The organism is Archangium gephyra (assembly GCF_049060025.1).
GTDB lineage: Bacteria > Myxococcota > Myxococcia > Myxococcales > Myxococcaceae > Archangium > Archangium gephyra_A.
In genome coordinates, this window is sequence record NZ_JBMEQQ010000002.1 from 5,583,698 (window position 1) to 5,605,566 (window position 21,869).

24 protein-coding genes, 1 tRNA gene and 1 pseudogene are annotated in these 21,869 nt (G+C 69.0%); 12 read left to right on the plus strand and 14 right to left on the minus strand.

Annotated features, from left to right (window positions below; genetic code table 11):
* Nucleotides 1-43: 43 nt before the first annotated feature.
* Nucleotides 44-736: a hypothetical protein gene (locus ACN28I_RS24255; protein ID WP_420944326.1), complete on the plus strand. Its 693-nt coding sequence runs from the start codon at nucleotides 44-46 to the stop codon at nucleotides 734-736.
* Between the two features lie 66 nt (nucleotides 737-802).
* Entirely contained in the window at nucleotides 803-1,720 is a 918-nt protein-coding gene (locus ACN28I_RS24260; protein ID WP_420944327.1) for a hypothetical protein, read from the plus strand.
* A 520-nt stretch (nucleotides 1,721-2,240) separates the two neighbouring features.
* Here ACN28I_RS24260 and ACN28I_RS24265 read toward each other — a convergent pair.
* Both ACN28I_RS24265 and ACN28I_RS24270 read right to left on the minus strand, forming a co-directional pair.
* Nucleotides 2,241-2,363 (minus strand): hypothetical protein, encoded by a 123-nt coding sequence (locus ACN28I_RS24265; RefSeq protein ID WP_420944328.1) that lies wholly within the window; start codon nucleotides 2,361-2,363, stop codon nucleotides 2,241-2,243.
* 43 nt (nucleotides 2,364-2,406) lie between these two features.
* On the minus strand, nucleotides 2,407-2,850 hold the full coding sequence (locus ACN28I_RS24270) for a hypothetical protein (protein ID WP_420944329.1): 444 nt from the start codon (nucleotides 2,848-2,850) through the stop codon (nucleotides 2,407-2,409).
* Between the two features lie 502 nt (nucleotides 2,851-3,352).
* On the opposite strand from ACN28I_RS24270, the gene ACN28I_RS24275 reads away from it, so the two are divergent.
* Nucleotides 3,353-3,616: a hypothetical protein gene (locus ACN28I_RS24275; RefSeq protein ID WP_420944330.1), complete on the plus strand. Its 264-nt coding sequence runs from the start codon at nucleotides 3,353-3,355 to the stop codon at nucleotides 3,614-3,616.
* A gap of 22 nt (nucleotides 3,617-3,638) precedes the next feature.
* On the plus strand, nucleotides 3,639-4,160 hold the full coding sequence (locus ACN28I_RS24280; RefSeq protein ID WP_420944331.1) for a GNAT family N-acetyltransferase: 522 nt from the start codon (nucleotides 3,639-3,641) through the stop codon (nucleotides 4,158-4,160).
* Between the two features lie 28 nt (nucleotides 4,161-4,188).
* On the opposite strand, the gene ACN28I_RS24285 is transcribed toward ACN28I_RS24280, so the two are convergent.
* On the minus strand, nucleotides 4,189-5,241 hold the full coding sequence (locus tag ACN28I_RS24285) for a tyrosine-type recombinase/integrase (RefSeq protein WP_420944332.1): 1,053 nt from the start codon (nucleotides 5,239-5,241) through the stop codon (nucleotides 4,189-4,191).
* 123 nt (nucleotides 5,242-5,364) lie between these two features.
* Nucleotides 5,365-5,437 (minus strand) — tRNA-Phe (locus ACN28I_RS24290).
* A gap of 192 nt (nucleotides 5,438-5,629) precedes the next feature.
* On the opposite strand from ACN28I_RS24290, the gene nhaR reads away from it, so the two are divergent.
* A complete protein-coding gene (gene nhaR, locus ACN28I_RS24295; RefSeq protein ID WP_420944333.1) occupies nucleotides 5,630-6,526 on the plus strand; it encodes a transcriptional activator NhaR in 897 nt (298 codons plus the stop codon).
* A 94-nt stretch (nucleotides 6,527-6,620) separates the two neighbouring features.
* Here the strand turns inward: nhaR and ACN28I_RS24300 are convergent, their stop codons facing one another.
* Nucleotides 6,621-8,339 carry an amidohydrolase gene (locus ACN28I_RS24300; protein WP_420948705.1) on the minus strand — a complete coding sequence of 573 codons (1,719 nt, stop codon included), beginning with the start codon at nucleotides 8,337-8,339 and terminating at the stop codon, nucleotides 6,621-6,623.
* 180 nt (nucleotides 8,340-8,519) lie between these two features.
* On the minus strand, nucleotides 8,520-8,726 hold the full coding sequence (locus ACN28I_RS24305; protein ID WP_420944334.1) for a hypothetical protein: 207 nt from the start codon (nucleotides 8,724-8,726) through the stop codon (nucleotides 8,520-8,522).
* 215 nt (nucleotides 8,727-8,941) lie between these two features.
* On the opposite strand from ACN28I_RS24305, the gene ACN28I_RS24310 reads away from it, so the two are divergent.
* Nucleotides 8,942-10,243 carry a glycosyltransferase gene (locus ACN28I_RS24310; RefSeq protein WP_420944335.1) on the plus strand — a complete coding sequence of 434 codons (1,302 nt, stop codon included), beginning with the start codon at nucleotides 8,942-8,944 and terminating at the stop codon, nucleotides 10,241-10,243.
* A gap of 5 nt (nucleotides 10,244-10,248) precedes the next feature.
* Here ACN28I_RS24310 and ACN28I_RS24315 read toward each other — a convergent pair whose 3' ends face one another.
* A complete protein-coding gene (locus ACN28I_RS24315) occupies nucleotides 10,249-11,124 on the minus strand; it encodes a cyanophycinase (RefSeq protein ID WP_420944336.1) in 876 nt (291 codons plus the stop codon).
* A 142-nt stretch (nucleotides 11,125-11,266) separates the two neighbouring features.
* Here ACN28I_RS24315 and ACN28I_RS24320 point away from each other — a divergent pair, with 142 nt between their 5' ends.
* Genes ACN28I_RS24320 through ACN28I_RS24330 form a run of 3 tightly spaced genes read left to right on the plus strand, consistent with a single transcriptional unit; the run spans nucleotide 11,267 to nucleotide 13,361 of the window.
* Nucleotides 11,267-12,277 (plus strand): NfeD family protein, encoded by a 1,011-nt coding sequence (locus ACN28I_RS24320; protein ID WP_420944337.1) that lies wholly within the window; start codon nucleotides 11,267-11,269, stop codon nucleotides 12,275-12,277.
* Nucleotides 12,265-12,606 carry an NfeD family protein gene (locus tag ACN28I_RS24325; RefSeq protein WP_420944338.1) on the plus strand — a complete coding sequence of 114 codons (342 nt, stop codon included), beginning with the start codon at nucleotides 12,265-12,267 and terminating at the stop codon, nucleotides 12,604-12,606. The genes ACN28I_RS24320 and ACN28I_RS24325 overlap by 13 nt, the downstream gene beginning before the upstream one ends.
* Nucleotides 12,603-13,361 carry a slipin family protein gene (locus ACN28I_RS24330; RefSeq protein WP_420944339.1) on the plus strand — a complete coding sequence of 253 codons (759 nt, stop codon included), beginning with the start codon at nucleotides 12,603-12,605 and terminating at the stop codon, nucleotides 13,359-13,361. Before ACN28I_RS24325 ends, ACN28I_RS24330 begins: the two co-directional genes overlap by 4 nt.
* 1 nt (nucleotide 13,362) lies before the next feature.
* On the opposite strand, the gene ACN28I_RS24335 is transcribed toward ACN28I_RS24330, so the two are convergent.
* From ACN28I_RS24335 to ACN28I_RS24345, 3 genes are all read right to left on the minus strand, one after another.
* Nucleotides 13,363-14,082, minus strand: coding sequence for a YsnF/AvaK domain-containing protein (locus ACN28I_RS24335; protein WP_420944340.1), 720 nt, complete (start codon nucleotides 14,080-14,082; stop codon nucleotides 13,363-13,365).
* Nucleotides 14,083-14,141: 59 nt separating this feature from the next.
* On the minus strand, nucleotides 14,142-14,729 hold the full coding sequence (locus ACN28I_RS24340) for a hypothetical protein (RefSeq protein ID WP_420944341.1): 588 nt from the start codon (nucleotides 14,727-14,729) through the stop codon (nucleotides 14,142-14,144).
* A gap of 251 nt (nucleotides 14,730-14,980) precedes the next feature.
* Complete coding sequence (locus ACN28I_RS24345) at nucleotides 14,981-15,472, minus strand: DUF2721 domain-containing protein (protein ID WP_420944342.1); 492 nt, start codon at nucleotides 15,470-15,472, stop codon at nucleotides 14,981-14,983.
* A gap of 139 nt (nucleotides 15,473-15,611) precedes the next feature.
* On the opposite strand from ACN28I_RS24345, the gene ACN28I_RS24350 reads away from it, so the two are divergent.
* Complete coding sequence (locus tag ACN28I_RS24350; protein WP_420944343.1) at nucleotides 15,612-16,124, plus strand: helix-turn-helix domain-containing protein; 513 nt, start codon at nucleotides 15,612-15,614, stop codon at nucleotides 16,122-16,124.
* 4 nt (nucleotides 16,125-16,128) lie between these two features.
* Nucleotides 16,129-18,702, plus strand: coding sequence for a VIT domain-containing protein (locus tag ACN28I_RS24355; protein ID WP_420944344.1), 2,574 nt, complete (start codon nucleotides 16,129-16,131; stop codon nucleotides 18,700-18,702).
* 41 nt (nucleotides 18,703-18,743) lie between these two features.
* On the opposite strand, the gene ACN28I_RS24360 is transcribed toward ACN28I_RS24355, so the two are convergent.
* Nucleotides 18,744-19,220 (minus strand): zinc-binding dehydrogenase, encoded by a 477-nt coding sequence (locus tag ACN28I_RS24360; protein WP_420944345.1) that lies wholly within the window; start codon nucleotides 19,218-19,220, stop codon nucleotides 18,744-18,746.
* A gap of 26 nt (nucleotides 19,221-19,246) precedes the next feature.
* Between ACN28I_RS24360 and ACN28I_RS24365 the strand changes: the two genes are divergently transcribed.
* Nucleotides 19,247-19,576, plus strand: coding sequence for a hypothetical protein (locus ACN28I_RS24365; protein WP_420944346.1), 330 nt, complete (start codon nucleotides 19,247-19,249; stop codon nucleotides 19,574-19,576).
* Here ACN28I_RS24365 and ACN28I_RS24370 read toward each other — a convergent pair.
* From ACN28I_RS24370 to ACN28I_RS24380, 3 genes and pseudogenes are all read right to left on the minus strand, one after another.
* Nucleotides 19,477-19,767, minus strand: a pseudogene (locus ACN28I_RS24370) (NADP-dependent oxidoreductase); the annotation flags it as partial. The gene ACN28I_RS24365 and the pseudogene ACN28I_RS24370 sit on opposite strands and share 100 nt — an antisense overlap.
* Nucleotides 19,768-19,821: 54 nt before the next feature.
* Complete coding sequence (locus tag ACN28I_RS24375; protein ID WP_420944347.1) at nucleotides 19,822-20,121, minus strand: YkvA family protein; 300 nt, start codon at nucleotides 20,119-20,121, stop codon at nucleotides 19,822-19,824.
* A 96-nt stretch (nucleotides 20,122-20,217) separates the two neighbouring features.
* Nucleotides 20,218-21,816, minus strand: a complete 1,599-nt coding sequence (locus tag ACN28I_RS24380) for a hypothetical protein (protein WP_420944348.1) — start codon at nucleotides 21,814-21,816, stop codon at nucleotides 20,218-20,220.
* Between the last annotated feature and the right edge of the window lie 53 nt (nucleotides 21,817-21,869).

Consider the following 21,869-nt stretch of genomic DNA (forward strand, 5'->3'; position numbering starts at 1 on the left):
TCTTCTTCTTCCCGGAGAAGACCCGGATGCCTACGAGAAGTTCGTGAGCGAGTGGTTCACCAGCTTCTCCCCCAGCACCATGCCCGAGGCCACCAGCGTCGCGCAGCTCGCGGACACGAGCTGGAAGTTGGAGCGGCTGAGCCGGGTGGAGAACGGCCGGATGCGGGCCCGGTTGGAGGAGGAGTTGGAGAAGACGGACGAGTTCAAGACCTACGACAGCACCCGCATGGCGCTGGCGATGATGACGGCCTTCGTCGAGTCCGTGGAGGCCATCCCCACCCCGCCGAAGGACGCGGAGAGGACGAAAGCCTTCCTCACCGGGGTGGAGAAGACCGTGACCGTGCTGCGCGAGGTGCCGGGCCTGCCGATGGTCGTGGTGGAGCCCCTGGCCTTCGCGCTCAAGATGGCCGAGGAGAACAAGGAGACGGAGCGCATCCCCCCGGCCATCTACGAGAACCTGGGCAACATGGCCCGGGTGGTGAAGAGCGCCCTCACCATGAAGCTGGCCGAGGAAGAGGCCATCCTCGGTCCCGTGCGTGAACGACTCGCCGCCGAGGTATTGCTGCTCGAAGACGCGGATCTGCGGAAGCTGGAGAAGGCCCGCCGGACGCTGGAGGGCACCATGCAGCGGCAGCTCGCCATCTTCCACCAGATCCGCGCCGAGCTGGCCAACACGAAGACGGAGAACTCGCCCGAGACGCAGGCGTTGAGGGTGAAGCTGCGGCTCGTGAAGTGAGACAACCACCCTGCACTTCCCGGGGAGTGCCAGCTCCACGGACTTGCAGCCGACCCCAGTGGGAGCATGCTGGTCACCACCATGACCGACAGTTCCAATTCCCCACCGCCGCCGGAGCAGCGGGATGAAATCTTGGTGACGCTGAACGAGGCCATCAACGCCTACGTCGTAACCAAGAGGCGCCATCCGCTCTTGCTGGCCATTTCCAAGGAGCTGGACAAGGTCATGAACCAGCTCAGCCAGAAGAAGACCAGCCGCAGGAGAGTCCGCATCTGGAACGATGCGGTTTTCCAACTCGCCCGCGACAGCTTCGACATGTTCGTCATCGACCTCTTCTCCACCCGAGAGCGCCTGGTTAAACGCGGGCTCCTCCACCTTCTGGAACAGGACTGCTCCCGTCTACGACGGTGCGACCCGTCGGAGATTCCCATGGTGCCCGCCATGCTACATGGCGGCATAGATGGCCCTGAAGACTACGCCCGCATTCAAGCCGAGGTGCAGCAGCACCATCGCGAGCTTGTGACCCGGAGCATCAATGGCGCGCTCGACCGCTTAATACCCGGCGAGTCCCCGGTCACGCCAAAAGGAGTACAGGCGCTCGTCAAACGGTTCATGAAACAAACCGAGCCGCTGGAACGGGACCGTAACAGGGTCCGCGCGCACCGTTACGAGCGGCACTTCGACGCACGGCACTTCCAGTCTCTGGGCGACCTACAGGGCCAACTCGATATTTTCGAGCGTCTCCTCGGTGACCTCTACTTGGTCCTTACGAGGAATGCGTTCATCTTCCATCTGAACTTCCACGCGAGCACGGAAGGGACTGCCGAGGATCTTGCGGACATCATGGTGCATGGGTCCATCAACAGCGCCGTGAACGCCTACGGTGTCGCGCGGAAGACCAATAAGAATCCGGTGCCCTGGTACTACTTCCATCGCAGGAGGTTCTTCGAGTCGCCATCGGAGCCCACAGAAGGAGAAAGCTGATTCGCGCCGTCAGCTTGCCCCCAGCCATGCCGGGCTGGTTCGTCGGGTTCGTTCTGACGGCTCCTCCCGGCCCTCTTCTCCCTCCTCGCTAATCAGTAGGGCTATCGAAGCTGAGTGAGAGCCCCCACCCCAGGGGGACAGGGGTTCCCTTGTCGCGGGTCCACCTGCAAGCCCCCGATCTTCACCTGAGCCCCCGGGATGGGGTGGACCTCAAGTTTTTTAGGGGGATTCTCCAGCGGGCTGCTCCCGGTACACGGGACTTGGCGAGCTTCGCCCAGGAGTTACTGATGGCCGTACCCAGTGTTCGCCCTTCAACTCCTCGCGCACGAGGGGGTAGGGCGCCCCTGACACCTAAAAATCTCGAGGACCACCGGGAAAAGTGACCGGGGACTTCCAGCGGTGGAACTACACCGGAGCTGGTGCCCGACAACCCGGCCCCCGCCACACCACCCGGCCGAGGCCGGAGACACCACGGTGGGTGCTGGTGCAGCGGGGACCGTGCCTCTCTTCTCCGACTTCTTCACCGCCCCAGTCGCATCACTTCCCGCAGGTGCTCGGCCAGCCCGAGCAGGATGGCCGCTGCTACCCGGCGGGTGAGCGGTGAGGTGGCCAGCTTCTTCACGGCGCCCATCGTCGTCTTCACCTCCCTTCCCCTGGAACTCCAGGCGCGACACCGGCAGCAGACGTCAGCTCTGCTCTTCGGTGGTTGGCGGTTGCTGCCCCTGCTTACTGGGCTCGGCGGGAGGGCTTTCTTCCAACGAACGGGTGGGCTCCGTTTCCGCTACTGGACGGGGTTGCTCGGTCTCCTTCTTCTCGGACGGAGACAGCCTCGACGCTCCGCTCCAGTCCCAGGCCCGCAGAACCACGTCGTCCCTGTCCGCATCCTCCTGGGTGGTGGCGTTGTGCGGCGTCAACAAGTGCGCCGGGTTCTCCTCGCCCCGGAGCACACGGCCGAGTTGATGCAGCCTGTTCTCCACCAGCAGCAGGATGGCACTGATGATGACGGGCGCGCTGTGCACCCGCTCCGGGTCGGGCACCGCGCCCATGGCGACGCTGTCCGCGATCCAGTGGGCGCCCTCAATGGCGTAACGAATCTCCCCCAGCTCAGCGGAGAGGCTGATGTGTTCCATCTGCGTTCCTCCTCGGGTGGATTGGAAGAAGGCGCATTGACCACCTGGCCAAAGCGTCAAGGTCACTACCAAGGGCCTTATGCCGAGAAGCGAATGGCTCTTGCCCTCTGAAGCAGCCCGAACCGCAGGCGCAGACCGTCCTCTCGCTGAGCCGAAGTCCCCCTTCAGAATGAGCGACGCTTCGGAAAGGACGCCTAGTCCCCAAGCAAGCACCCGAGCCAGCTCTCGGCTTCTATGCACTCGGGGTGGTACCCCCAAAGAGGCGACTTAGCTTCGAGAGGGAACGAATAGTGCGAGGGAGATTCGGGTTCTAAGTGTGCACCGGGTTAGCACCGCTAGGCACACTGCCGTCCATGTACTCATCCCTGGTGGCGCAGGCTCGTGTGCGAGCCTGCGCCACCAGGGATGAGTACGTCAAGAGCCTTGCCCCCAGAGGCAGGGGGCTTTACTATCAGGGAGCATGGCGGTACGGTGCTACGCACCGTACCGCCATGGTGTGCACATGGCGGTTCACGAGAAGAAGCAAGGCCGTTCCAAGGCCGCTTTGGTCCCGGAGGACACGATGCTGCAGGCTGCCAAACTGAAGGCGCGGAGCCGTGATCCGAAGCGTGAGCGCGATGAGCCGAAGCGCGAGCACGAGTGGATGGAGTTCACCCAAAAGGTGGAACTGTCACCTACTCAGTATTCCCGCTATCTGGAGATCTGTGCGAATCCTCCAGATGCAGAACCTGAGGTTCTCGCCGCCTTCACCAAGCTGAAGCGTTAGCCCCACGCAATCGGATCGGTACTTGTTCAGCATCAACCCCATCACCGATGAGGATCTGAAGTCGGATTTCTCCTGCGGGGTTGAACCGCTAGACAGGTTCTTTTTCGACCACGCACTCCCGAATCATCAGAGGCACTTCGGCAACACCTTCGTCCTTCGCCAGGACGAAGGTGCCCCAAAAGTGGTGGGGTATTACACCCTCACCATGGCCACAGTTGAGCGTGATGCGGCACTTCCGAGGGTATTGCGACAGAACGCCCCCAAGCTCCACGGCGCAGCTCTACTGGGCAGGCTGGCCGTAGATAAACGGGCACAGGGGCAGATGCGCGGCAAACGAATGCTTCTCGATGCCTTCGAGAAGTGCCTGCACGCTTCTGAACTCCTTGGGTGCTCCGGCATTTTCACTGAGGCCAAGGACGAGAGCGCCTCCCAATTCTACAAGAAGCACGGATTCAAACCGCTCGACGGTGCAACCTCTTGGCCTTTGCCAATGTTCATCCACATCAAGACCGTTGCACAGCTTGTCCGGGCCGTGCCGAAGTAGTGGGATGACACTCACCAAGAGCCGAGCCTCACCGTAGAGTAGGAATTTTCGCGGGGACAGCATGCGTCGCGTAGAAGCGCCGCGTGGTGCTCGGGCTTTTGTGGTTGAGGAAGGCCGCCACCGAGGCCGGGGCAGCTCCCTTCTCGATGGCCCAGGTGGCGACGGAGTGCCGGAATCTTCCCGGGGTGAAGGGTGGGATGCCCGCAGCCTTGCAGGCCGCGTTGACGGCCATACCGTACTTCTCGCGACCGAAGGTGCCTCTCTCCAGTAGCCGCCTCCCGGCCTCCAACACGTCGGCGGACACGGCGGTACGCAGAGGCTCGCCGCTCTTGGTCTGAGGACACACCAGCACGCCCGCGACACCCTCGGCATCGCCCCGGTACGGCTCCACGCTGCCCATCTTAGCGAAGCGCACCAGTTCCGTGACATGCCAGCCGGTGCCAGCCTGCACGTCCATCCCGTCGCGCCAGTAGGGAGCCAGGTGCTCCCGGGCCAGGAGGTAGTGCTCCCGGGGAACCACCTTGTCGCGCTTCCACTGCTCGGGCCTCGCTTGGGGCACCACCAACGTCTGGAACGTTGGGTCCTCGTTCACCGAGAGCAGGTGCTTCTCCTTGCGCAACCAGGAGTAGAGGCTCTTGAGGACCGCGATCCGGTGAGGGACGTTCCCGGCCGTCTTCAACGCGGGCTTGATGTGGTCCACGAGGTTGAGCTTCCGCAGGTCGAGCCCCTTGAGCTGATCCGCCCACCACGCGAGGTAACGCTGCTGCTTCTCCAGCCACTCGCGCGAGTTCTTCTTCGTGTCCCGGCTCCACAGCAGGAACTCTTCCGCGAGCGGTGCGTCCAGGTAGATCGGCTGCTCGTGGGGCAGGCCCGCCGGGTTGTAGTTCTCCGGGTCGGTCTCGAACCGCTTGAGCTGCTCCATGGCCGCACGGAGCGTGGTTGCCCGGGTGCTCACCTTGTAGTTCCGCCCGTTGATCATCCGGCGGATCACGTAGACCTTCCGGCCCTTCGCATCGAGACGGACGAACCCGCCCTCCCACGTCTCCGCGTAGTCCTGGCTCTTGCTCGTGCCCTCGCCCATCGTCCTCGACCTCCATTGGGGAGAACGTGCGGGGGGTTGCCCGTATTTTGCCCATGAGCTTCGTGGGCAAAAAGAAAGGGCGCCGAACCGAAGTTCAACGCCCTGAAATCTCTTGAGTTTTTGTGCCCAGGGGCGGAATCGAACCACCGACACGGGGATTTTCAGTCCCCTGCTCTACCAACTGAGCTACCTGGGCGTGCTGCTCAACCGCGCGAAGTAGGGGCGATTTACGGGGACTCGGCCCTTCCGTCAAGCTGGTTCTTCAACTCCCCTCTACTTCGCCCCCTTCCCCCTCCCCGCTCGCACGCCCGGCCTCCCTCCCACCGTCTTCTCACGCACCGCCTGTGCGTTTTCGTTAAATCCTCCCCTGTCCTCCCGGAGGCCCCCCGTGAGCTGGCTCAACTACCACCACCTCCTCTACTTCTGGACCGTCGCCCGCGCCGGCTCCATCGCCAAGGCCAGCCAGGAGCTCCGCCTCGCCCAGCCCACCATCAGCGCCCAGCTCAAGCTCCTCGAGGAGTCGCTCGGCCACAAGCTCTTTGAGCGGCAGGGCCGCCGCCTCGTCCTCACCGACGTCGGCCGCACCGTCCTCCGCTACGCCGATGACATCTTCCGCCTCGGCAACGAGCTCAAGAACGTCGTCAACGGCCTTCCCTCCGGCCAGCAGCTCCGCTTCGCCGTCGGCGTCACCGACGTCATCCCCAAGCTCGTCGCCGAACGGCTCCTCCAGCCCGCCTTCGACGTCTCCCCCGACATCCACATCACCTGCCGCGAAGGCCCCCTCCCCCAACTCCTCGCCTCCCTCGCCCTCCACGAGCTCGACACCGTCCTCGCCGACGCCCCCTCCTCCGAGCCCGTCAGCATCCGCGCCTTCAATCACCTGCTCGGCAAGTGCGGCGTCTCCTTCTTCGCCGCCTCCAAGCTCGCCCATCTCGCCAAGGGCTTCCCCCGCTCCCTCGACGGCGCTCCCATGCTCCTGCCCTCGGACGCCTCCTCCGTCCGCCGCTCGCTGGAGCTCTGGTTCGAGGCCCAGGGCATCTACCCCCTCGTCATCGGCGACTTCGACGACAGCGCCCTTTTGAAGGCCTTCGGCCAGCGCGGCCACGGCGTCTTCGCCGCCCCCTCCGTCATCGAGGCCGAGGTCTCCCGCCAGTTCAACGTCTCCGTCATCGGCCAGACCCACGACATCGAGACGTGCTTCTACGCCATCTCCGTCGAGCGCCGGCTCCGCCATCCCGCGGTCGTCGCCATCGCCGAGACCGCTCGCTCACGGTTGTTCGGGTAGGGGCTCGGGGGGTGAACCCGGGGGACGGGCACCCTCACCCCGTCCCTCTCCCGAGGGGAGAGGGGATATTGGGTGGAGAGAGGGGGGCGTCGTTTCAGTGCGAGCGGTGCACTTCGCGGCCGTCCACCACCGTGGCCACGACCTTCGCGTCCACCAGTGCCTTCGCCTCGTCCGACACCGGGTCCACCGTCAGCACCGTGAAGTCCGCGTCCATCCCCTCCACCAGCCTCCCCCGCCGCGCCTCCGCGAACGACGCCCACGCCGGTCCCACCGTGAAGCCCTCCAGCGCCTCCTGCCCCGACAGGCGCTCCCGCGGCTGCCACCCGCCCTCCGGCTTCCCCGCCGCGTCCTGTCGCGTCCGCGCCGCGTACAGCCCCGCCAGCACGTCCGGGTTCTCGATCGGGAAGTCGCTCCCCAACGCCAGCACCGCCCCCGCTTCCTTCAGGCTCTTCCACGCGTACGCGCCCTTCAGCCGCTCCGCTCCCAGCCTCGCCTCCGCCCACCCCATGTCGCTCGTCGCGTGCGTCGGCTGCACGCTCGCCACCAACCCCGCCTCCCCCAGCTTCTGGATGTCCTCGGGCCGGAGAATCTGCGCGTGCTCCACCCGGTGCCGCAGCGGCTTCGTCCCCGTCGCCGCCGACGCTCGAATCAGCGTGTCCACCACCAGCGTGTTCGCCCGGTCTCCAATCGCGTGCACGCACACCTGGAAGCCCCGCTCCATGAAGGCCCACGTCCTCCTCGCGAGCTCCTCCGGCTCCATCAACAGCAGCCCCGTCTCCCCCGGCGCGTCACTGTAGGCCGTGTGCAGCGCCGCCCCTCGCGAGCCCAGCGCCCCGTCCAGCAGGAACTTCACCGACTTCATCTCCAGCAGCCGCCCCCCGTACGTCCCCAGCTCCAGGTACGTGTGCCGCTCCTCCCCCTGCCCGTCCGCCATCGCGTACACCCGCACCGGCAGCCGCCCCGCCATGTCCCACGCCTGCAGCTTGCGGAACGTCCTCAGGTCCATCCCCGCGTCGTGCACCCCCGTCAGCCCCACCTGCGCGCAACGCTCCAGCGCCGCGGACAGTCTCGCCTCCAACTGCTCGTCCGTCGGCGGCGGCACCACCTTCGCCACCAGGTCCATCGCGTTGTCCACCAGCACGCCCGTCGGCTCCCCCTTCGCGTCCCGGAGGATCCGTCCTCCCGCCGGGTCCGGCGTCTCGCGCGAAATCCCCGCCCGCTTCAGCGCCTCCCCGTTCACCCACGCCGCGTGGTGGTCCACCCGCTCCAGGTACACCGGCGTCCGGGGGAAGCGCGCGTCCAGCTCGTCCCGCCCGGGGAACTGCTGGCCCGGCCACCCGTTCTGGTCCCACCCCTTCCCCATCAGCCAGTCCCCCTGGAAGCTCGTCGACGGCGCCTCCGCCAGGCGCCGCACCACCTCGTCCACCGAGCGCGCCCCCTCGAGCCTCGCCACCGTCAGGCTCCGGCCCAGCCCCGCGATGTGCGCGTGCGCGTCCACCAGCCCCGGCACCACCACCGCGTCGCCGTAATCGACGACCCGCGCCCCCTCGCCCGCCGCCTTCAGCACCTCGGCCTTCGTCCCCACCGCCACCAGCCGCCCCTTCCGCACCGCCAGCGCCCGCGCCTCCGGCTTCCGCTCGTCCAGCGTCCGGATCCGGCGTGCCACGTAGACTGTCGTCTCCACTCGCGCTCCCTCGGGCGCCCTCCGGGCGCACCCCTCCCCCAGTGTCAGCAGCAGTGTCCCCATCAGGGCCATCCACGCCGCACCGCGGGCTCTCGTTCCTGCTCTGTGTTGGGATGAACGTCCCCGCATCGACGGCGCCACTGTGCGCCAGCCGCTCGCGCCTGTCACGGCCGCCGTGGAGCCTCGCGGGGCGTTCACGCGGGCTCGACACGGGGGACGGATACACCCTCACCCCCGACCCCTCTCCCGGAGGGCGAGGGAGAGGGCCTCCGGAGGGGTTCCACGGACCACGGACTCTCTACAGAAAGGCTACGGAGGCGTTCCTCCGTCCGCGCCCGGGTCCGGCACGATGAGCGGACCTGTCGGCCCCGGCGGCTCCGCGGGCACCAACTGCCCCTCCTCCTTCTGTGCCGGATCCTGGATCGGCATCGCGTTCTCCGTTCCCGGTGGCTGCGTCGTCCGGCAGGCCACCAGGGAAACGACCACTCCTATCGTGATGAGCAGGGCACGGCGCATGCGTCCTCCTGAAAGCATCCCGCTCCCACCGTAGGGAGCCCCTCCCTCCTCCGCAACGCGCTCCCGCCCCGCTCCGTCCTCCATCGGATGCACGCGCCCCCAGAGGCGCTCCCCTCTTCGCCCCCCGCTCCACCCGCCAGGCTCCACCCTTCCGCCTTCCCTCGTGGGCATCGTCACCTTTTCTCCGAGCCGCACCTTCGCGGTCAGGAGCTCCCATGCTCGACGTCATCGACATCGGTGACAGGTCCCTCGATGCGTACCGGGGCGTCGCTCCCGACGAGCAGCTCGAGGCGCTCGTCCGCGTCGCCCAACGTCTGCGCGGCGCCCGCATCCTCCACCTCAACGCCACCTCCTACGGCGGCGGCGTCTCGGAGATCCTCCGCTCCTGCGTCCCCCTCCTGAGGGACCTCGGGCTCGAGACCGAGTGGAAGATCATCCGCGGCGGCGACTCCTTCTTCCAGATCACCAAGCGGCTCCACAACGGCCTGCAGGGTGCTCCCGGCGAGCTCTCCGAGACCGAGAAGGCCCTCTACCTCGGCAACGCCCAGCTCAACGCGCCCCACCTCGCCGAGGGCTATGACTTCGTCATCGTTCACGATCCCCAGCCCGCCGCCATCGCCGGGCTCGCCCGCCACCGCGGCTCCCGGTGGATCTGGCGCTGCCACATCGATACCTCCCACCCCAATCCCTCCATCTGGGACTTCCTCACGCCCTACCTCGGCGCCTACGACGCCGCCGTCTTCACCCTCGAGAACTTCATCCCCCCCCGCTTCCCCATCCGCCGCGTCGCCATCCTCCCGCCCGCCATCGATCCCCTCAGCCCCAAGAACCTCGCCCTCCCCAAGGAACTCGCCCGCCACATCCTCGAGTGGATCGGCGTCCGGCTCGACCGCCCCCTCGTCACCCAGGTCAGCCGCTTCGACAAGTGGAAGGACCCCCTCGGCGTCGTCGCCGCCTACCGGCTCGTCCGCCAGCGCATCCCCCACCTCCAGCTCGCCCTCGTCAGCTCCATGGCCCTCGACGACCCCGAGGCCTGGGACATCTACGAGAAGGTCCGCTCGGAGACCGCCGGAGATCCCCTCATCCATGTCTTCACCAACCTCGTCGGCGTGGGCAACGTCGAGGTCAATGCCTTCCAGTCCCTCTCCGACGTCGTCATCCAGAAGTCCCTGCGCGAGGGCTTCGGGCTCGTCGTCTCCGAGGCCCTCTGGAAGGGCACGCCCGTCGTCGCCGGGCGCGTCGGCGGCATTCCGATGCAGATGCCCCCGGGCACCGGCGGCATCCTCGTGGACAGCGTCGAGGAGTGCGCGGAGGCCCTGCTCCACCTCCTGCGCCATCCCCAGGATGCGCATGCGCTCGGAGCGAGTGGACGCGAGCGCGTCCGCCATCACTTCCTCCTGCCCCGGCTGCTGCTCGATGAGCTTCTTCTGCTCGAGACGCTCGCCAGTGAGCAGCGGCGGGAAGACCCTCACCCCAACCCCCTCCCAGAGGGAGAGGGAGCTTCCACGGTGGGATGACGGGGCTAGCGGCTCGCCATGGGGAGGGCGATGGCCTCCGCTTCTTCCGCCATCGTCCGTTGATGGAGGTTGAAGCGCTGTCCGTCCACCAGCACGTGCTGCACCAGTCCCGAGACCGCCATCCGGTTGTCCGCCGTGCGCGCCACCCGCGCGTTCGCGGCGTCATACAGCACCACCCACCCCTCCCCCAGCACCTCGAGCGTCCCGTCCGGCTTCACCCACGCCGCCGTCGCCTCGTCGATGCCCACCCCCAACAGCGAGGGGTGCTCCGCCACCAGGTTCACCAGCCGCCCCTGCCGCTTCCTCGCCATGAAGTGCGAGTCCACGATCGTCCCCGGCAGCAGCCCGATTCCTCGCGTCGTCACGATGTTCGACGCGCGCAGCACCGTCTCGTCCCCCTCGCCCACGAACATCACCTCGCTCTGGCACGCCGCTCCCGCGCTCGTCCCCGCCACCACTCCCCCGCGCGCCATCACCTCCCGCAGCGCCTCCAGCACCGGCGTGTCCACCAGCCGCTGTGAAATCCGGTTCTGGTCCCCTCCACTGAAGAAGACCCCGCCCGCACGCTTCACCGCCTCCGCCACCTCGGGCTTCAGCGCGTCCCGCCGCTCGTCGATGTGCACCACCTGCACATGCCTCGCCCCCGCCGCCTCGAGCTGCTTCTTCAGCTCCGCTCCCGTGGGACGGCTCTTCTCGCTCGCCATCGGGAACACCACCACCGGGCGCTCGCCGCCTTCCGCCAGTTGCACGAAGCGCTTGAGCACCTCCAAGGGCTTGAAGCCTCCGCCCATCAGCAGCAGGTGCCCACCTCGCGCGGGCGTCTGGGTCTCCACCGGAGACAGGGCGAGCACGGAGTCGGGATTCGGTTGGATACGCAGCATGGACTGGCCGCTCTGTATCACAGGCAACGCTTGACCCACTGTGAGGCGTGCTCGGCTGGATGGTTGCCTTTCAGGGAGGGGCGACACCGGGGGGCCCAGTGGATACGTGGTGCTGGCTGATGGTGGGCGACTTGGAGGCACGATGGGCGGGTTCGGGCGTTCGTTCTGGGGAGTGCTCGCACTGGGCTTGTTGCTGCTCGGCCAGGCAACCAGCCGCGCGGATTCTCCCGCGCCCGGGGTCGTCTCCCACTGCGTCCTCGATGGCACCGTCGATGCCGGCTCCAGTGCCTTCCTCGTCGATTGTGTCCGCCGTGCCGAGGAGGCCGGTCATCAGGCGCTTCTCGTCCGGCTCGACACTCCCGGCGGAGAGCTCGAGTCCACCCGCGACATCGTCCGCGCCTTCCTCGGGGCCCGCGTTCCCGTCCTCGTGTGGGTCGGGCCTTCCGGCGCCCGGGCCGGCAGCGCCGGTGTCTTCATCACCCTCGCCTCCCACCTCGCCGGCATGGCGCCCGGTACCAACATCGGCGCCGCCCACCCCGTCGTCGGGCTCTCCGGCCAGGACCCCGAGGCCGCGGGTGGCAAGGAGATGGCCCGCAAAATCGAGAACGACACCGTCGCCTTCGTCGAGTCCATCGCGAAGCAGCGCGGCCGCAACGTCGAGTGGGCCATTCGCGCCGTCCGCCAGAGCGAGAGCGTCCCCGCCGAGAAGGCTCTCGCGCTGAACGTCATCGAGCACGTCACTCCCACCCAGGAGGCCTTCCTCGAGTGGGCCAACGGCCGCTCCGTCACCGTCGGCGACACGCCCGTCACGCTGCGCACCGCCAATGCCCTGCTGGTGGAACAGAAGCCCACCCTCGCCCAGCGCATCCTCCACGCCCTCGCCCAGCCGGCCGTCGTCTACATCCTCTTCCTCCTCGCCGGCCTCGGCATCGCCGTGGAGTTCACCCACCCCGGCCTGTTCATCCCCGGCATCATCGGCGTGGTGTGTCTGGTGCTCGCCCTGCTCGCCTCCTCCGCCCTGCCCGTGAACATCGGCGCCATCATCCTGCTCGTGCTCGGCGTCGGGTTGCTCGCGGCGAGCTCTTCTTCACCAGCGGCCTGCTCGGTGCCGCCGGCCTGGGACTGCTCGTGCTCGGCGGCGTGTTCCTCGTGAACAAGTTCGACCCGGAGTGGTTCCTCGACACGCCCCTCCGGGTTCCGCTGCGCACGATGCTGCCCACCGCCCTCTTCGTCGCCGGGGCCGCCGTCTACCTCGCCTTCCGCGCCGCCGAGACCCGCCGCAAGCCCCAGCTCGCCGGTGACATGGGCCTCGTCGGCGAGGTGGGCCAGGCGCTCGATACCGTCTCGCCTTCCGGCGGCGAGGTGTTCGTCCATGGCGAGCGCTGGGCCGCCGTCTCCTCCACTCCCCTCTCTCCCGGCGCCCGCGTGGTGGTGCGCCGTGTGGAGGGGCTCACCCTTTTCGTCGATGAGGTGAAGACATGAACGATTTCTTCGGCGCCCTCGGGCTGCTCATTCCCCTGGGCATCCTCCTGCTCGCCTTCCTCTCCGGCGTGCGCATCGTCAACGAGTACGAGAACGGCGTCGTCTTCCGGCTCGGCCGCTTCGTGGGCCTCAAGCGCGCCGGCTTCCGGTGGATCATCCCCTTCGTCGAGCGCATCGTCATCATCGACATGCGCACCGTCGCGCGCGACGTGCCCCCGCAGGACGTCATCACCAAGGACAACGTCAGCGTGAAGGTGAACGCCGTCGTCTACTTCCGCGTCATCCACGCCGACAAGGCCGTGCTCCAGGTGGAGGACTACCTCTACGCCACCAGCCAGCTCGCGCAGACCACCCTGCGCGCCATCCTCGGCCAGGTGGAGCTGGACCAGCTCCTCTCCGAGCGCGACCGCGTCAACCGCGACATCCAGAAGGTGCTCGATGCCCACACCGACCCGTGGGGCATCAAGGTCTCCAACGTGGAGGTGAAGCACATCGACCTGCCCGTGGAGATGCAGCGCGCCATCGCCCGCCAGGCCGAGGCCGAACGCGAGCGCCGCGCCAAGATCATCGCCGCCGAGGGCGAGCACCAGGCCGCCGAGAAGCTCTCCATGGCCGCCGAGGTGCTCGACCGCAATCCCATCACCCTCCAGCTCCGCTACCTGCAGACGCTGGTGGAGATAACGGGCGGCGGCAACCAGACCATCATCCCCATCCCCCTGGACCTGATGCGGGCGCTCGGCATGCAGCCGAAGTGAGTCAGTGCGAGTGCGGGTCCGGGCGCGTGTCGTCCACGACCATTTGCGCCTCGCCCTCCTCCTCCACGCGGGCCACTTCGTGGCGCAGCGGCACCTCCTCGGTCCACGTGCGCCGCTCCACCGCCTTCTTCAGGTGCACCTCCTCGTAGACGGCGGCGCGCTTCACCACCTCCACGTCCTCGCGCCACAGGGGGATGACCTGCTCGAACTCCTCGAACGCCCCCGCGGTGCGCTCGGGAGCACCGGCGGCCCCCGGTTGCACGGGAAGGCGCTCCACCACGAGTTCCTCGCGCCGCACCTCCACGGTGAGCTGCTTCAGCTCGGTGCGCACCACCTTGCGCACGCGCACCGCGCCCACGTCGCGCATGCGCAGCAGCGGGTACGCGTCCTCGCGCGCCAGCGGCACCCGGACGTCATCGCCTTCCTCGCGCACGCCGGCTCCGGACGTCTCCCGCGCGGCGGCCTCTTCCCGATGGAGGGGCTCGCTCAAGGGGGCCCCGGTATGCGTCTCGCGCAGCGCGGCCCCTCCGAGCAGCCGCACCTCCCCGTCCTTCACCACCCCCACGTCACTGCGGGAGATGGTGAAACGCTGCGGCCAGAAGAAGCCGCGCTCCACCACCAGCGCCCCCGCCTCGAGCCCCACCAGCGTGCCCAGGCGCCTGCCGTCCGCGCCTCGCACCGCGAGCCCCGTCCTTAGCTCCTCCGTCCCGTCTCCAGCCATGACCGTCCGCTCCTCGGTTGCCCGTCGTGTCGTGCCTCGTCCCCACCCGTGCCCTCACCTCAGTGCAGGTCCTGGTCCGGACGCCCCGTGTCCTCGTGGGCCCCGGGCCGGCGGCCCTCCGGAGCGCCCCGCCGCGCCGTGAGCACCTCGCGCCACCGCGACCGGACCTGGGAGACCTGGCTCGACTCGGCCGTGCGGCCGTGCCCGTGCAACCCGCGTGGCGCCGCCAACCGCCCGGCGAGCAGGGCGCGTCCGAGCGCCGCCCCCACCACCGCGCCCACCACCGCCGCGAGCCCGCTCCATCCCGCCTGCGGCAGCACGCCGATGCTGCCCGGCCCCACCACCGCCGCGAGCAGGAGCGCGCCCGCCCAGGCGAGCAGTCCGTGAAGGTACGCGCCGAGGATGCCGCGCTCGCCCGAGGCGGAGGCTCCCGTCCATGCCGCCAGGCCCGCGGCCAGCAGCGGCGCCACCACCCACCACACCTGGCGCCCCAGTCCGGGTTCCTCTTCCAGCAGCAGCGCCCGGGGCACGTCCCCGAAGCGCAGCAGCACCAGCCACACCGCCGCGCCCAACAACGCGCCCGTGGCCACCGCGCCCCACCGCACTTCGGGTAGGGGGCGGAACGTCCTGCGATGGGTCTCGTCCATGGTGCCTCTCCTCGCTCGGGGGTGCCTGTCGCGAGCACCCTGGCGGGCGCTCCGCTGATCAGCATGTGCAGTGCGCTTCCCCAGCGCAGCACTCCCCGGGGAGCCCCGCCTCGCCACATCGGGAGGGCGTCCAGGCAGCGGGGGCCGCTTCACTCACCGCGAGGCCGGGCGGGCGGGCAAGGGCTCCGGACGTCCAGACCTCTTTCTGGGTCTCGGGACAGGCGTGCTCGCCTTCCTCCCGGGCGATTGCTCTACGATTCGCCCCCGGGCCCGGGCGGTACGACGACCCCGAACATCTCGCGCTTCTCCAGCTCGAGGGCAGCACGCCCCAGCCGCAACGACGCGAGCGCGAACAGCGCGATGCTTCCCAGCAGCACCACGCCCACCGAGAAGGACACCACCGGCAACACATCCGGCACGCCGAAGCGCCGCTGCGACAGGTACAGCAGCGACGTCACCACGAACGAGATGAGCGCCCCGTAGGCCATCGCCATCGCCCGCGCCAGCAGCCGGTGCCTCTGGTCCAGGATGCCCACCTCCAGCCGCAGCACCTCGCGCCGCGGGCTGTCCTCCGGCAGCGAGCGCCACTCCTTCAGCATGTCCCGCGAGCGCGACGTCATCCGCGCGATCTGGTTGTCCAGCCCCGTGGCCAGGATGCCGCACGCCGACACCATCACCGCTGGCGTCACCGCCGCTCCGATGACCCGGATGGAGGAGATGTCCATGCCGCCCGTTGCGTCCATGCCCCTCTCTGTCACACCCGCTCCCTCCCCGTGCAAGCCAGGTCGCCTGCCCTCCTCCCTCCCGCCACTGGCTACATGACAGTGACAAATCACCAGTGACGACTTGACACCACCACTGTCGAGTCCTACTGTCAGGGGCGTGAGCACGACGAACACACGCAAGGAGTGGAAGCTGACGGAGCTGGCCGAGGCGGCGGGCGTGTCCCCGCGCACCGTGCGCTACTACGTCCAGCGCGGGCTGCTGCCCGCCCCGCCCTTCAGGGGGCCGGACACCGTCTATGGCGAGGAGCACCTGGTGCGCCTCAAGGCCATCCGGGTCCTCCAGGCGAGGTTCCTCCCGCTCGATGCCATCCAGGTGGAGCTGACGCGGCTGGGCCCCGACGAGCTGAAGGCGCTCGCGGACGCGGAGCCCACGTCCCTCGCCTCCGAGGCCGTCCCCGCCGCGCCGTCCGCGGTGCCCCCCGCCGCGCCGTCCCGCCCCGGGCCGGTGAAGGACGAGGCCCCTGCCAACCCCTCGGCCCCGGTGACAAGCTGGCGCCGGTGGGAGCTGGCGCCGGGGCTGGAGCTGCACCTCGCCGACACGGCGGACGCGAAGACCCGGGCGCTCATGGAACGCGTGCGCGCCCTCATTCAAGAGTCCCAGGAAAGGTAGAGCCATGGAGATCCAGAAGGCAGGTCTGTACACGCAGAGCGGTGCCCAGGTTCCCCTGCAAGGCGTGGACGTCACCGGTGAGCTGCTCGGAGGCCACGCCCGGGTGCGCGTGCGCCAGCGCTACCGCAACACCGAGTCCAAGCCCGTCGAGGCCGTCTACGTCTTCCCCCTCCCCTCCGACGCCACCCTCACCGCCTTCTCCATGGAGTGCGCCGGGCGCCGCGTGCAGGGCGTCCTCAAGGAGCGCGAGGAGGCCTTCCGCGCCTATGACGACGCGGTGACGGCCGGCCACGGCGCCGCCCTGCTCGACCAGGAGCGCCCCAACGTCTTCACCGCCCAGGTGGGCAACCTGCTGCCCGGCGAGGAGACGCTCGTGGAGGTGGAGTTCCTCCAGGCCATCCAGGTGGAGGAGGGCTGCGTACGCTGGGCCCTGCCCACGCTCGTCGCGCCCCGCTACATCCCCGGCGCGCCCACGGGGGACCGCTCCGCCCACGGCTCGGCCGAGCCGACGAACCGCGTGCCCGACGCGGACCGCATCACCCCGCCCGTGGGGGACGCGCGCTACGGCCTCACGCTGGACCTGCTGCTGGCGCTGGGCCGCGAGGTGGTGGTGGAGAGCCCCTCGCACAAGCTGGACATCTCGCGCGCCGAGGGCGGCACGCGCGTGAAGCTCTCCCAGCCCCACGTGGCGCTGGACCGCGACCTCGTGCTGAGCATCCGCAGCCCGGACACCAGCACCCCGCTCACCACGCTCGTCACCCACCGCATGGGCGAGGAGCCGGGCAGCTTCGCCCTCACCGTGGTGCCGGACCTGCTCGGCATGGCCGCGGGCCCCAGGCGCCAGGAGGTGGTGTTCGTGGTGGACACCTCGGGCTCCATGGACGGCGAGAGCCTCCCCCAGGCCCAGGGCGCGCTCCGGCTGTGCCTGCGCCACCTGCGCGAGGGGGACCGCTTCAACATCATCGCCTTCGAGAACTCCTTCCGCCTCTTCTCGCCGGAGCCGGTGACCTTCACCCAGAAGACGCTGGAGCAGGCGGACCGCTGGGTGGCCGCGCTGAACGCCAGTGGTGGCACCGAGCTGCTCCAGCCGATGGTGGCCGCGATGCAGGCGGCGCCGGACGGCGTGGTGGTGCTGCTCACCGACGGCCAGGTGGGCAACGAATCCGAAATCCTCAACGCGGTGATGGGGGCGCGCAAGACGGCGCGCATCTACTCCTTCGGCATCGGCACCAATGTGAGTGACGTGCTGCTCAAGGACCTGGCCCGGCAGACGGGCGGCGCGGTGGAGTTCATCCACCCGGGCGAGCGCATCGACGACAAGGTGGTGGCGCAGTTCTCCCGCGCGCTCGCGCCCCGCGTCACCGGCGTGGAGGTGCGCTTCGAGGGCGTGGAGGCCTCGGAGCTGGCCCCCGCCGAGCCGCCGCAGCTCGTGGACGGCACGCCGTGGAGCCTCTTCGGCCGCTACACCACGCCGGGCAGCGGCAAGCTGGTGCTCAAGGGGAAGTCGGGCGCGGAGACCTTCTCGCTCTCCATCCCCGTGAGCTTCCCCGCGCAGAGCGACCGGCCCGCGGTGGAGAAGCTGTGGGCCGCCGAGCGCATCCGCGCGTGGCAGGACGCGGCGCTGGTGGGCCGGCGTGCGCAGTCCCTCAAGGAGCGCATCGTCCAGCTCGCGCTCGCGCACGGCATCGTCACGCCCTACACCTCCTTCGTCGTGGTGGAGGAGCGCACGGGCGAGCGCCGCGCCTCGGGCCAGCCGGAGACGCGCGTCGTCCCCGTCAACGCTCCCGCGGGCTGGGCCATGTTCGGCACGGCGAAGCGGGAGGAGGCCGAGGGCGCCGTCCTCGGTGCCTCCTCGGGAGGCAGTGCGTCGCGGCGCGCGAAGGTCGCGATGCTCTCGAAGCCCATGCCCCCGGGCGCGCCGCCTCCTCCTCCTCGGATGCCCGCGCCCATGGCCGCCGCGCCGGCCGCGCCGCCTTCTCCAGCTCGCGCCGCCCCGGCTCCCAAGGAGGCCAAGAAGAAGGGGGGCTTCTTCAGTGCCCTGTTCGAGGACAAGGCTCCGGCGCCCAGGGAAGCGGAGCCCGTCATGGACGCCCTGAGCGATGACGGCGAGGCGGAGGAGTCCGCGGAGGAGCTCGCCAGCATGTCGCGGGCCGCGCCCATGGCCGAGAAGGCCGCCAGCGAGCAGGTGTTCGCGACCGGCGGCGGGGTGGGCCTGCTCGAGCAGCAGCTCGCCAGCGGCCTCTGGGCGGGCACGGGTCCGGGCGCCGAGCCCGTGCGCCAGGCCCGCGCCACCGCGCTCGCCCTGCTGGAGCTGCTGCGCCAGGGCATCACCAGCAGCCATGCCCTGCACGGCGCTCAGGTGAAGAAGGCCGTGGAGGCGCTGCTCGCGCTCGTCCCGCAGCTCGGGGGCGCTCCCGACGTGGCCGAGCTCGTCCTCGGCGTGGCCTGGCTCGTGGCCGCGGGTCCTCGTACCCGCGGGCGCATCGCCCAGGCCGCTCAGCCCATCGCCGGGCTCAGCTCGCGGCTGGAGAACGAAGTGGCCCTGCGCCAGCACGTCGACGCGCTCGCCGCGCGCTGACTTCCCCTCTCCCCCTGGGAGAGGGAGCATGCGCAACACGACTACTCCCCGGCCACCTTGAGCACGAGCTTGCCCGTGTTCTCACCCTTGAAGAGCTTGAGCAGGGTGTCCGGGAACGTCTCCAGTCCCTCGACGATGTCCTCGCGCGACTTGAGCTTGCCCGCGGCCATCCAGCCGGCCATCTCGCGCGCGGCCTCGCCGTAGCGCGCGGCGTAGTCGAACACCACCATGCCCGTCATGCTCGCGCGGTTGACGAGCAGCGACAGGTAGTTGGACGGGCCCTTCACCGGGGTCGTGTTGTTGTACTGGGAGATGGCTCCGCAGATGATGATGCGCGCATTGCGCGCGAGCTGCGTGAGCACCGCATCGAGGATGTCGCCACCGACGTTGTCGAAGTAGACGTCCACGCCGTTGGGGCAGTGCGTGCGCAGCGCCTTCTTGACGTCCTCGGACTTGTAGTCGATGGCCGCGTCGAAGCCGAGCCTCCTCGACGATGTAGCGGCACTTGTCGGCGCCACCGGCGATGCCCACCACGCGGCAGCCCTTGAGCTTGGCGATCTGCCCCACCACCGTGCCCACGGCGCCGGCCGCGCCCGAGACGACGACGGTGTTGCCCGGCTGCGGCTTGCCGATGTCCAGCAGCCCGAAGTACGCCGTCATGCCCGGCATGCCGAGCGTGCCGAGGTACACGGGCAGCGCGGCGAAGCTCGTGTCCACCTTGGTGACACCCTTGCCGTTGGAGAGCGCGTACTCCTGCACGCCGAAGGTGCCGGAGACATGGTCTCCCACCGCGAAGCCGGGGTGCTTGCTGGCGATGACGCGGCCCACGGCGCCAGCGCGCATGACCTCGCCGATGCCCACGGGCGGGATATAGGACTTGCCCTCGTTCATCCAGCCGCGCATGGCCGGGTCGAGCGAGAGGTAGAGCACCTTGACCAGCAGCTCTCCCTCGCCCGGCTCACGCACAGGCTCTTCGGTGTAGGACCAGTCTTCACGCTTGGGCATGCCCACGGGACGGGCGGCGAGACGGAACTGATGATTGGTGGCGGTCATGAGGGCCCTCATAACCGCCAGCGGACACCCGGGGCCAGCACGATGGTCGTTGGCGGCGCGAGGTTGTCAGCGCTCGCGCAGCGGCGGCGTGCCCGCCTGCTCCGCCACCGGCTGCGGCCACCCCGACGGCTCACTCTCCGGCTGGTGGCGCTGCACCTCGCGCACCATGAAGAGGGCCGCCGCCGACAACACGCCCACGTCGTCCAACCAGCCCAGGATGGGCACGACGTCCGGCAGCGCGTCCAACGGCATCACGAAGTAAATGACGGCGAACAACCCCGCGAACCTCCGCCACTTCGGCACGCGCGGGTCTCGCACGTAACGGAAGAACCGGGTCCCCATTGCTCGAAGGCCTGCGACGTTCATGTCCTCTCCTACGGATGGAGACCCCTTACCATTGCGGCCCCTCACCGTAGGCGCCCGGCCGCTCGTGGGGCAAGCCGCCTCGCCCCGCGAGTGTCCTCAGTCGTCCTCGCCCTCGTCGTCGCACCGGTCCTTGCCGGGCCTGTCCTTGCCGGGCTTGTCCTTGCCGGGCTTGCCGGCTCGCGCCCCAGGCCCCTCCGGCTCCTGGCACTCGTCATCGGGGTCCGGATGCTTGTCGAAGGGCGGACGCCGCTCGAGGAAGGCCTCCAGCAACTGCTGCCGGGGTGGGAGGAAGGTGCCCACCAGCGCCTCCGAGAGCCCGAAACGCGGGCCATCCGGCCCCGCCTCCATCGTGCGCTCGCTCACGTGCACGAAGGTGAAGAGGGTCGTCTTCGAGGGCCAGGTGAGCCCGCCTCCGAGGTTCGCTCCGGTGCTCAACTGGTGGCAGCCCGCGCACGAGAGCGTCTGCGTCCGCGCGATGATGTTCGCCGCCGTGAGCGGATTGCCCAGGCTGTTGAGCCGCGCCTGGAGCTTCGTGCGCAGCGGGCTCTCCCCGTTGCCCATCTGGTGGGCGTAGAGGTTCTCCGTCCCGCTCGAGTTGCTCTGCCCGCTGTTGAAGCGGTCCTCGACGTCCAGGGTGTAGCGCAGCAGGTCATTGGCCGACAGCGCTTCCACCTGGGACGTGAGCGACTCCGAGAACGCCTCCTTCAGCGGATGGTCCTGCCTCGCGCTGAAGAGCACGCCGGCCGGGTTCGTCTTCACCGTGTCCGGCTCGAAGCGCATCACGCACGTGTCCCCCTCGCAGCGCTTGCGCAGGCGGAACTCGCGCAGCGTCCAGATGTTGTGCATGAACTGGTTGGTGCGTACCTGGCCGGTGACCGGCTCCGTGCCGCTGCCGAGGTGGTCGATGTGGATGACCGGCGGGAACTTCCCCACGCCCTCGAAGTAGAAGCGGTGCAGCGCCTCGGCGCGCGCCGCGGGATCCGGCTCCCGGGAGAGCTCCGCCCAGAAGCGCGCCACCTTGCGGCACCCGTCGAGCCCCTTCTTCTCGCGCGGGTTGGGCAGCACGCCCTCGAAGGCGATCAGGTTGCGCTTCTGCGGGTCTGTGATGCCCGAGCGGCGCGCGAAGACGATGCGGTACTCCCCGCAGTCGCTCCCGTCCTCCGCCGCCAGGTCGAAGCGGTTGAAGAGCCCGATGGGCACGTAGGCCGCGGGATTGGTCGCGGGCTCCACGAAGGGGTTCTCCAACGCCTGGCGCCACTCCTCGCGATGACACGTGTAACTGAACCCGTTGAAGCCCGGCTTTCCGTCCGGCAGCAAGCTGTCATCGCAGTGCGGGCCGCCCAGCCCCAGCCCCGGCGCCTTCCGCTGCGAGTCCCACCACTCCTGGTAGAGCCTCAGCCCCGTGAGCCCCGGAATGCCGCTCTGCTCCGCCAGCCGGTTCATCACCTCCTCGAAGCTGAAGCGCGCCAGGATGACCTCGTCCGTCACCGCCAGCGAGCGCCGCGGATCCACGACGATGTCCTCCTCCGGCTCCGCCAGCGTCTGCAGCCCACTCACGCTCAGCAGGCCGATTCCCCGGCGCTCCGGGTGCCTCGATACCTGGGGTGTGGTGGGAACGGCTGGCTCCTCCACCGACGCACGACAGGCCGTCAGCGCCGTGGCTCCAGCCAGGGCCAGGAGTAAGAAAGAACGCATTGAACCCCCCTCCGCCGGCCGCCTGTCTCGACTCAGGAGAAGGCGCGCCTGCC

Coding starts and splice junctions, on each gene's coding strand:
- ACN28I_RS24260 (WP_420944327.1), top strand. CDS start 803: ATGCTGGTCACCACCATGACCGACAGTTCCAATTCCCCACCGCCGCCG.
- ACN28I_RS24270 (WP_420944329.1), bottom strand. CDS start 2,850: ATGGAACACATCAGCCTCTCCGCTGAGCTGGGGGAGATTCGTTACGCC.
- ACN28I_RS24275 (WP_420944330.1), top strand. CDS start 3,353: ATGGCGGTTCACGAGAAGAAGCAAGGCCGTTCCAAGGCCGCTTTGGTC.
- ACN28I_RS24285 (WP_420944332.1), bottom strand. CDS start 5,241: ATGGGCGAGGGCACGAGCAAGAGCCAGGACTACGCGGAGACGTGGGAG.
- ACN28I_RS24300 (WP_420948705.1), bottom strand. CDS start 8,339: ATGCGGGGACGTTCATCCCAACACAGAGCAGGAACGAGAGCCCGCGGT.
- ACN28I_RS24305 (WP_420944334.1), bottom strand. CDS start 8,726: ATGCGCCGTGCCCTGCTCATCACGATAGGAGTGGTCGTTTCCCTGGTG.
- ACN28I_RS24310 (WP_420944335.1), top strand. CDS start 8,942: ATGCTCGACGTCATCGACATCGGTGACAGGTCCCTCGATGCGTACCGG.
- ACN28I_RS24315 (WP_420944336.1), bottom strand. CDS start 11,124: ATGCTGCGTATCCAACCGAATCCCGACTCCGTGCTCGCCCTGTCTCCG.
- ACN28I_RS24320 (WP_420944337.1), top strand. CDS start 11,267: ATGGGCGGGTTCGGGCGTTCGTTCTGGGGAGTGCTCGCACTGGGCTTG.
- ACN28I_RS24330 (WP_420944339.1), top strand. CDS start 12,603: ATGAACGATTTCTTCGGCGCCCTCGGGCTGCTCATTCCCCTGGGCATC.
- ACN28I_RS24335 (WP_420944340.1), bottom strand. CDS start 14,082: ATGGCTGGAGACGGGACGGAGGAGCTAAGGACGGGGCTCGCGGTGCGA.
- ACN28I_RS24340 (WP_420944341.1), bottom strand. CDS start 14,729: ATGGACGAGACCCATCGCAGGACGTTCCGCCCCCTACCCGAAGTGCGG.
- ACN28I_RS24345 (WP_420944342.1), bottom strand. CDS start 15,472: ATGGACGCAACGGGCGGCATGGACATCTCCTCCATCCGGGTCATCGGA.
- ACN28I_RS24355 (WP_420944344.1), top strand. CDS start 16,129: ATGGAGATCCAGAAGGCAGGTCTGTACACGCAGAGCGGTGCCCAGGTT.
- ACN28I_RS24375 (WP_420944347.1), bottom strand. CDS start 20,121: ATGAACGTCGCAGGCCTTCGAGCAATGGGGACCCGGTTCTTCCGTTAC.
- ACN28I_RS24380 (WP_420944348.1), bottom strand. CDS start 21,816: ATGCGTTCTTTCTTACTCCTGGCCCTGGCTGGAGCCACGGCGCTGACG.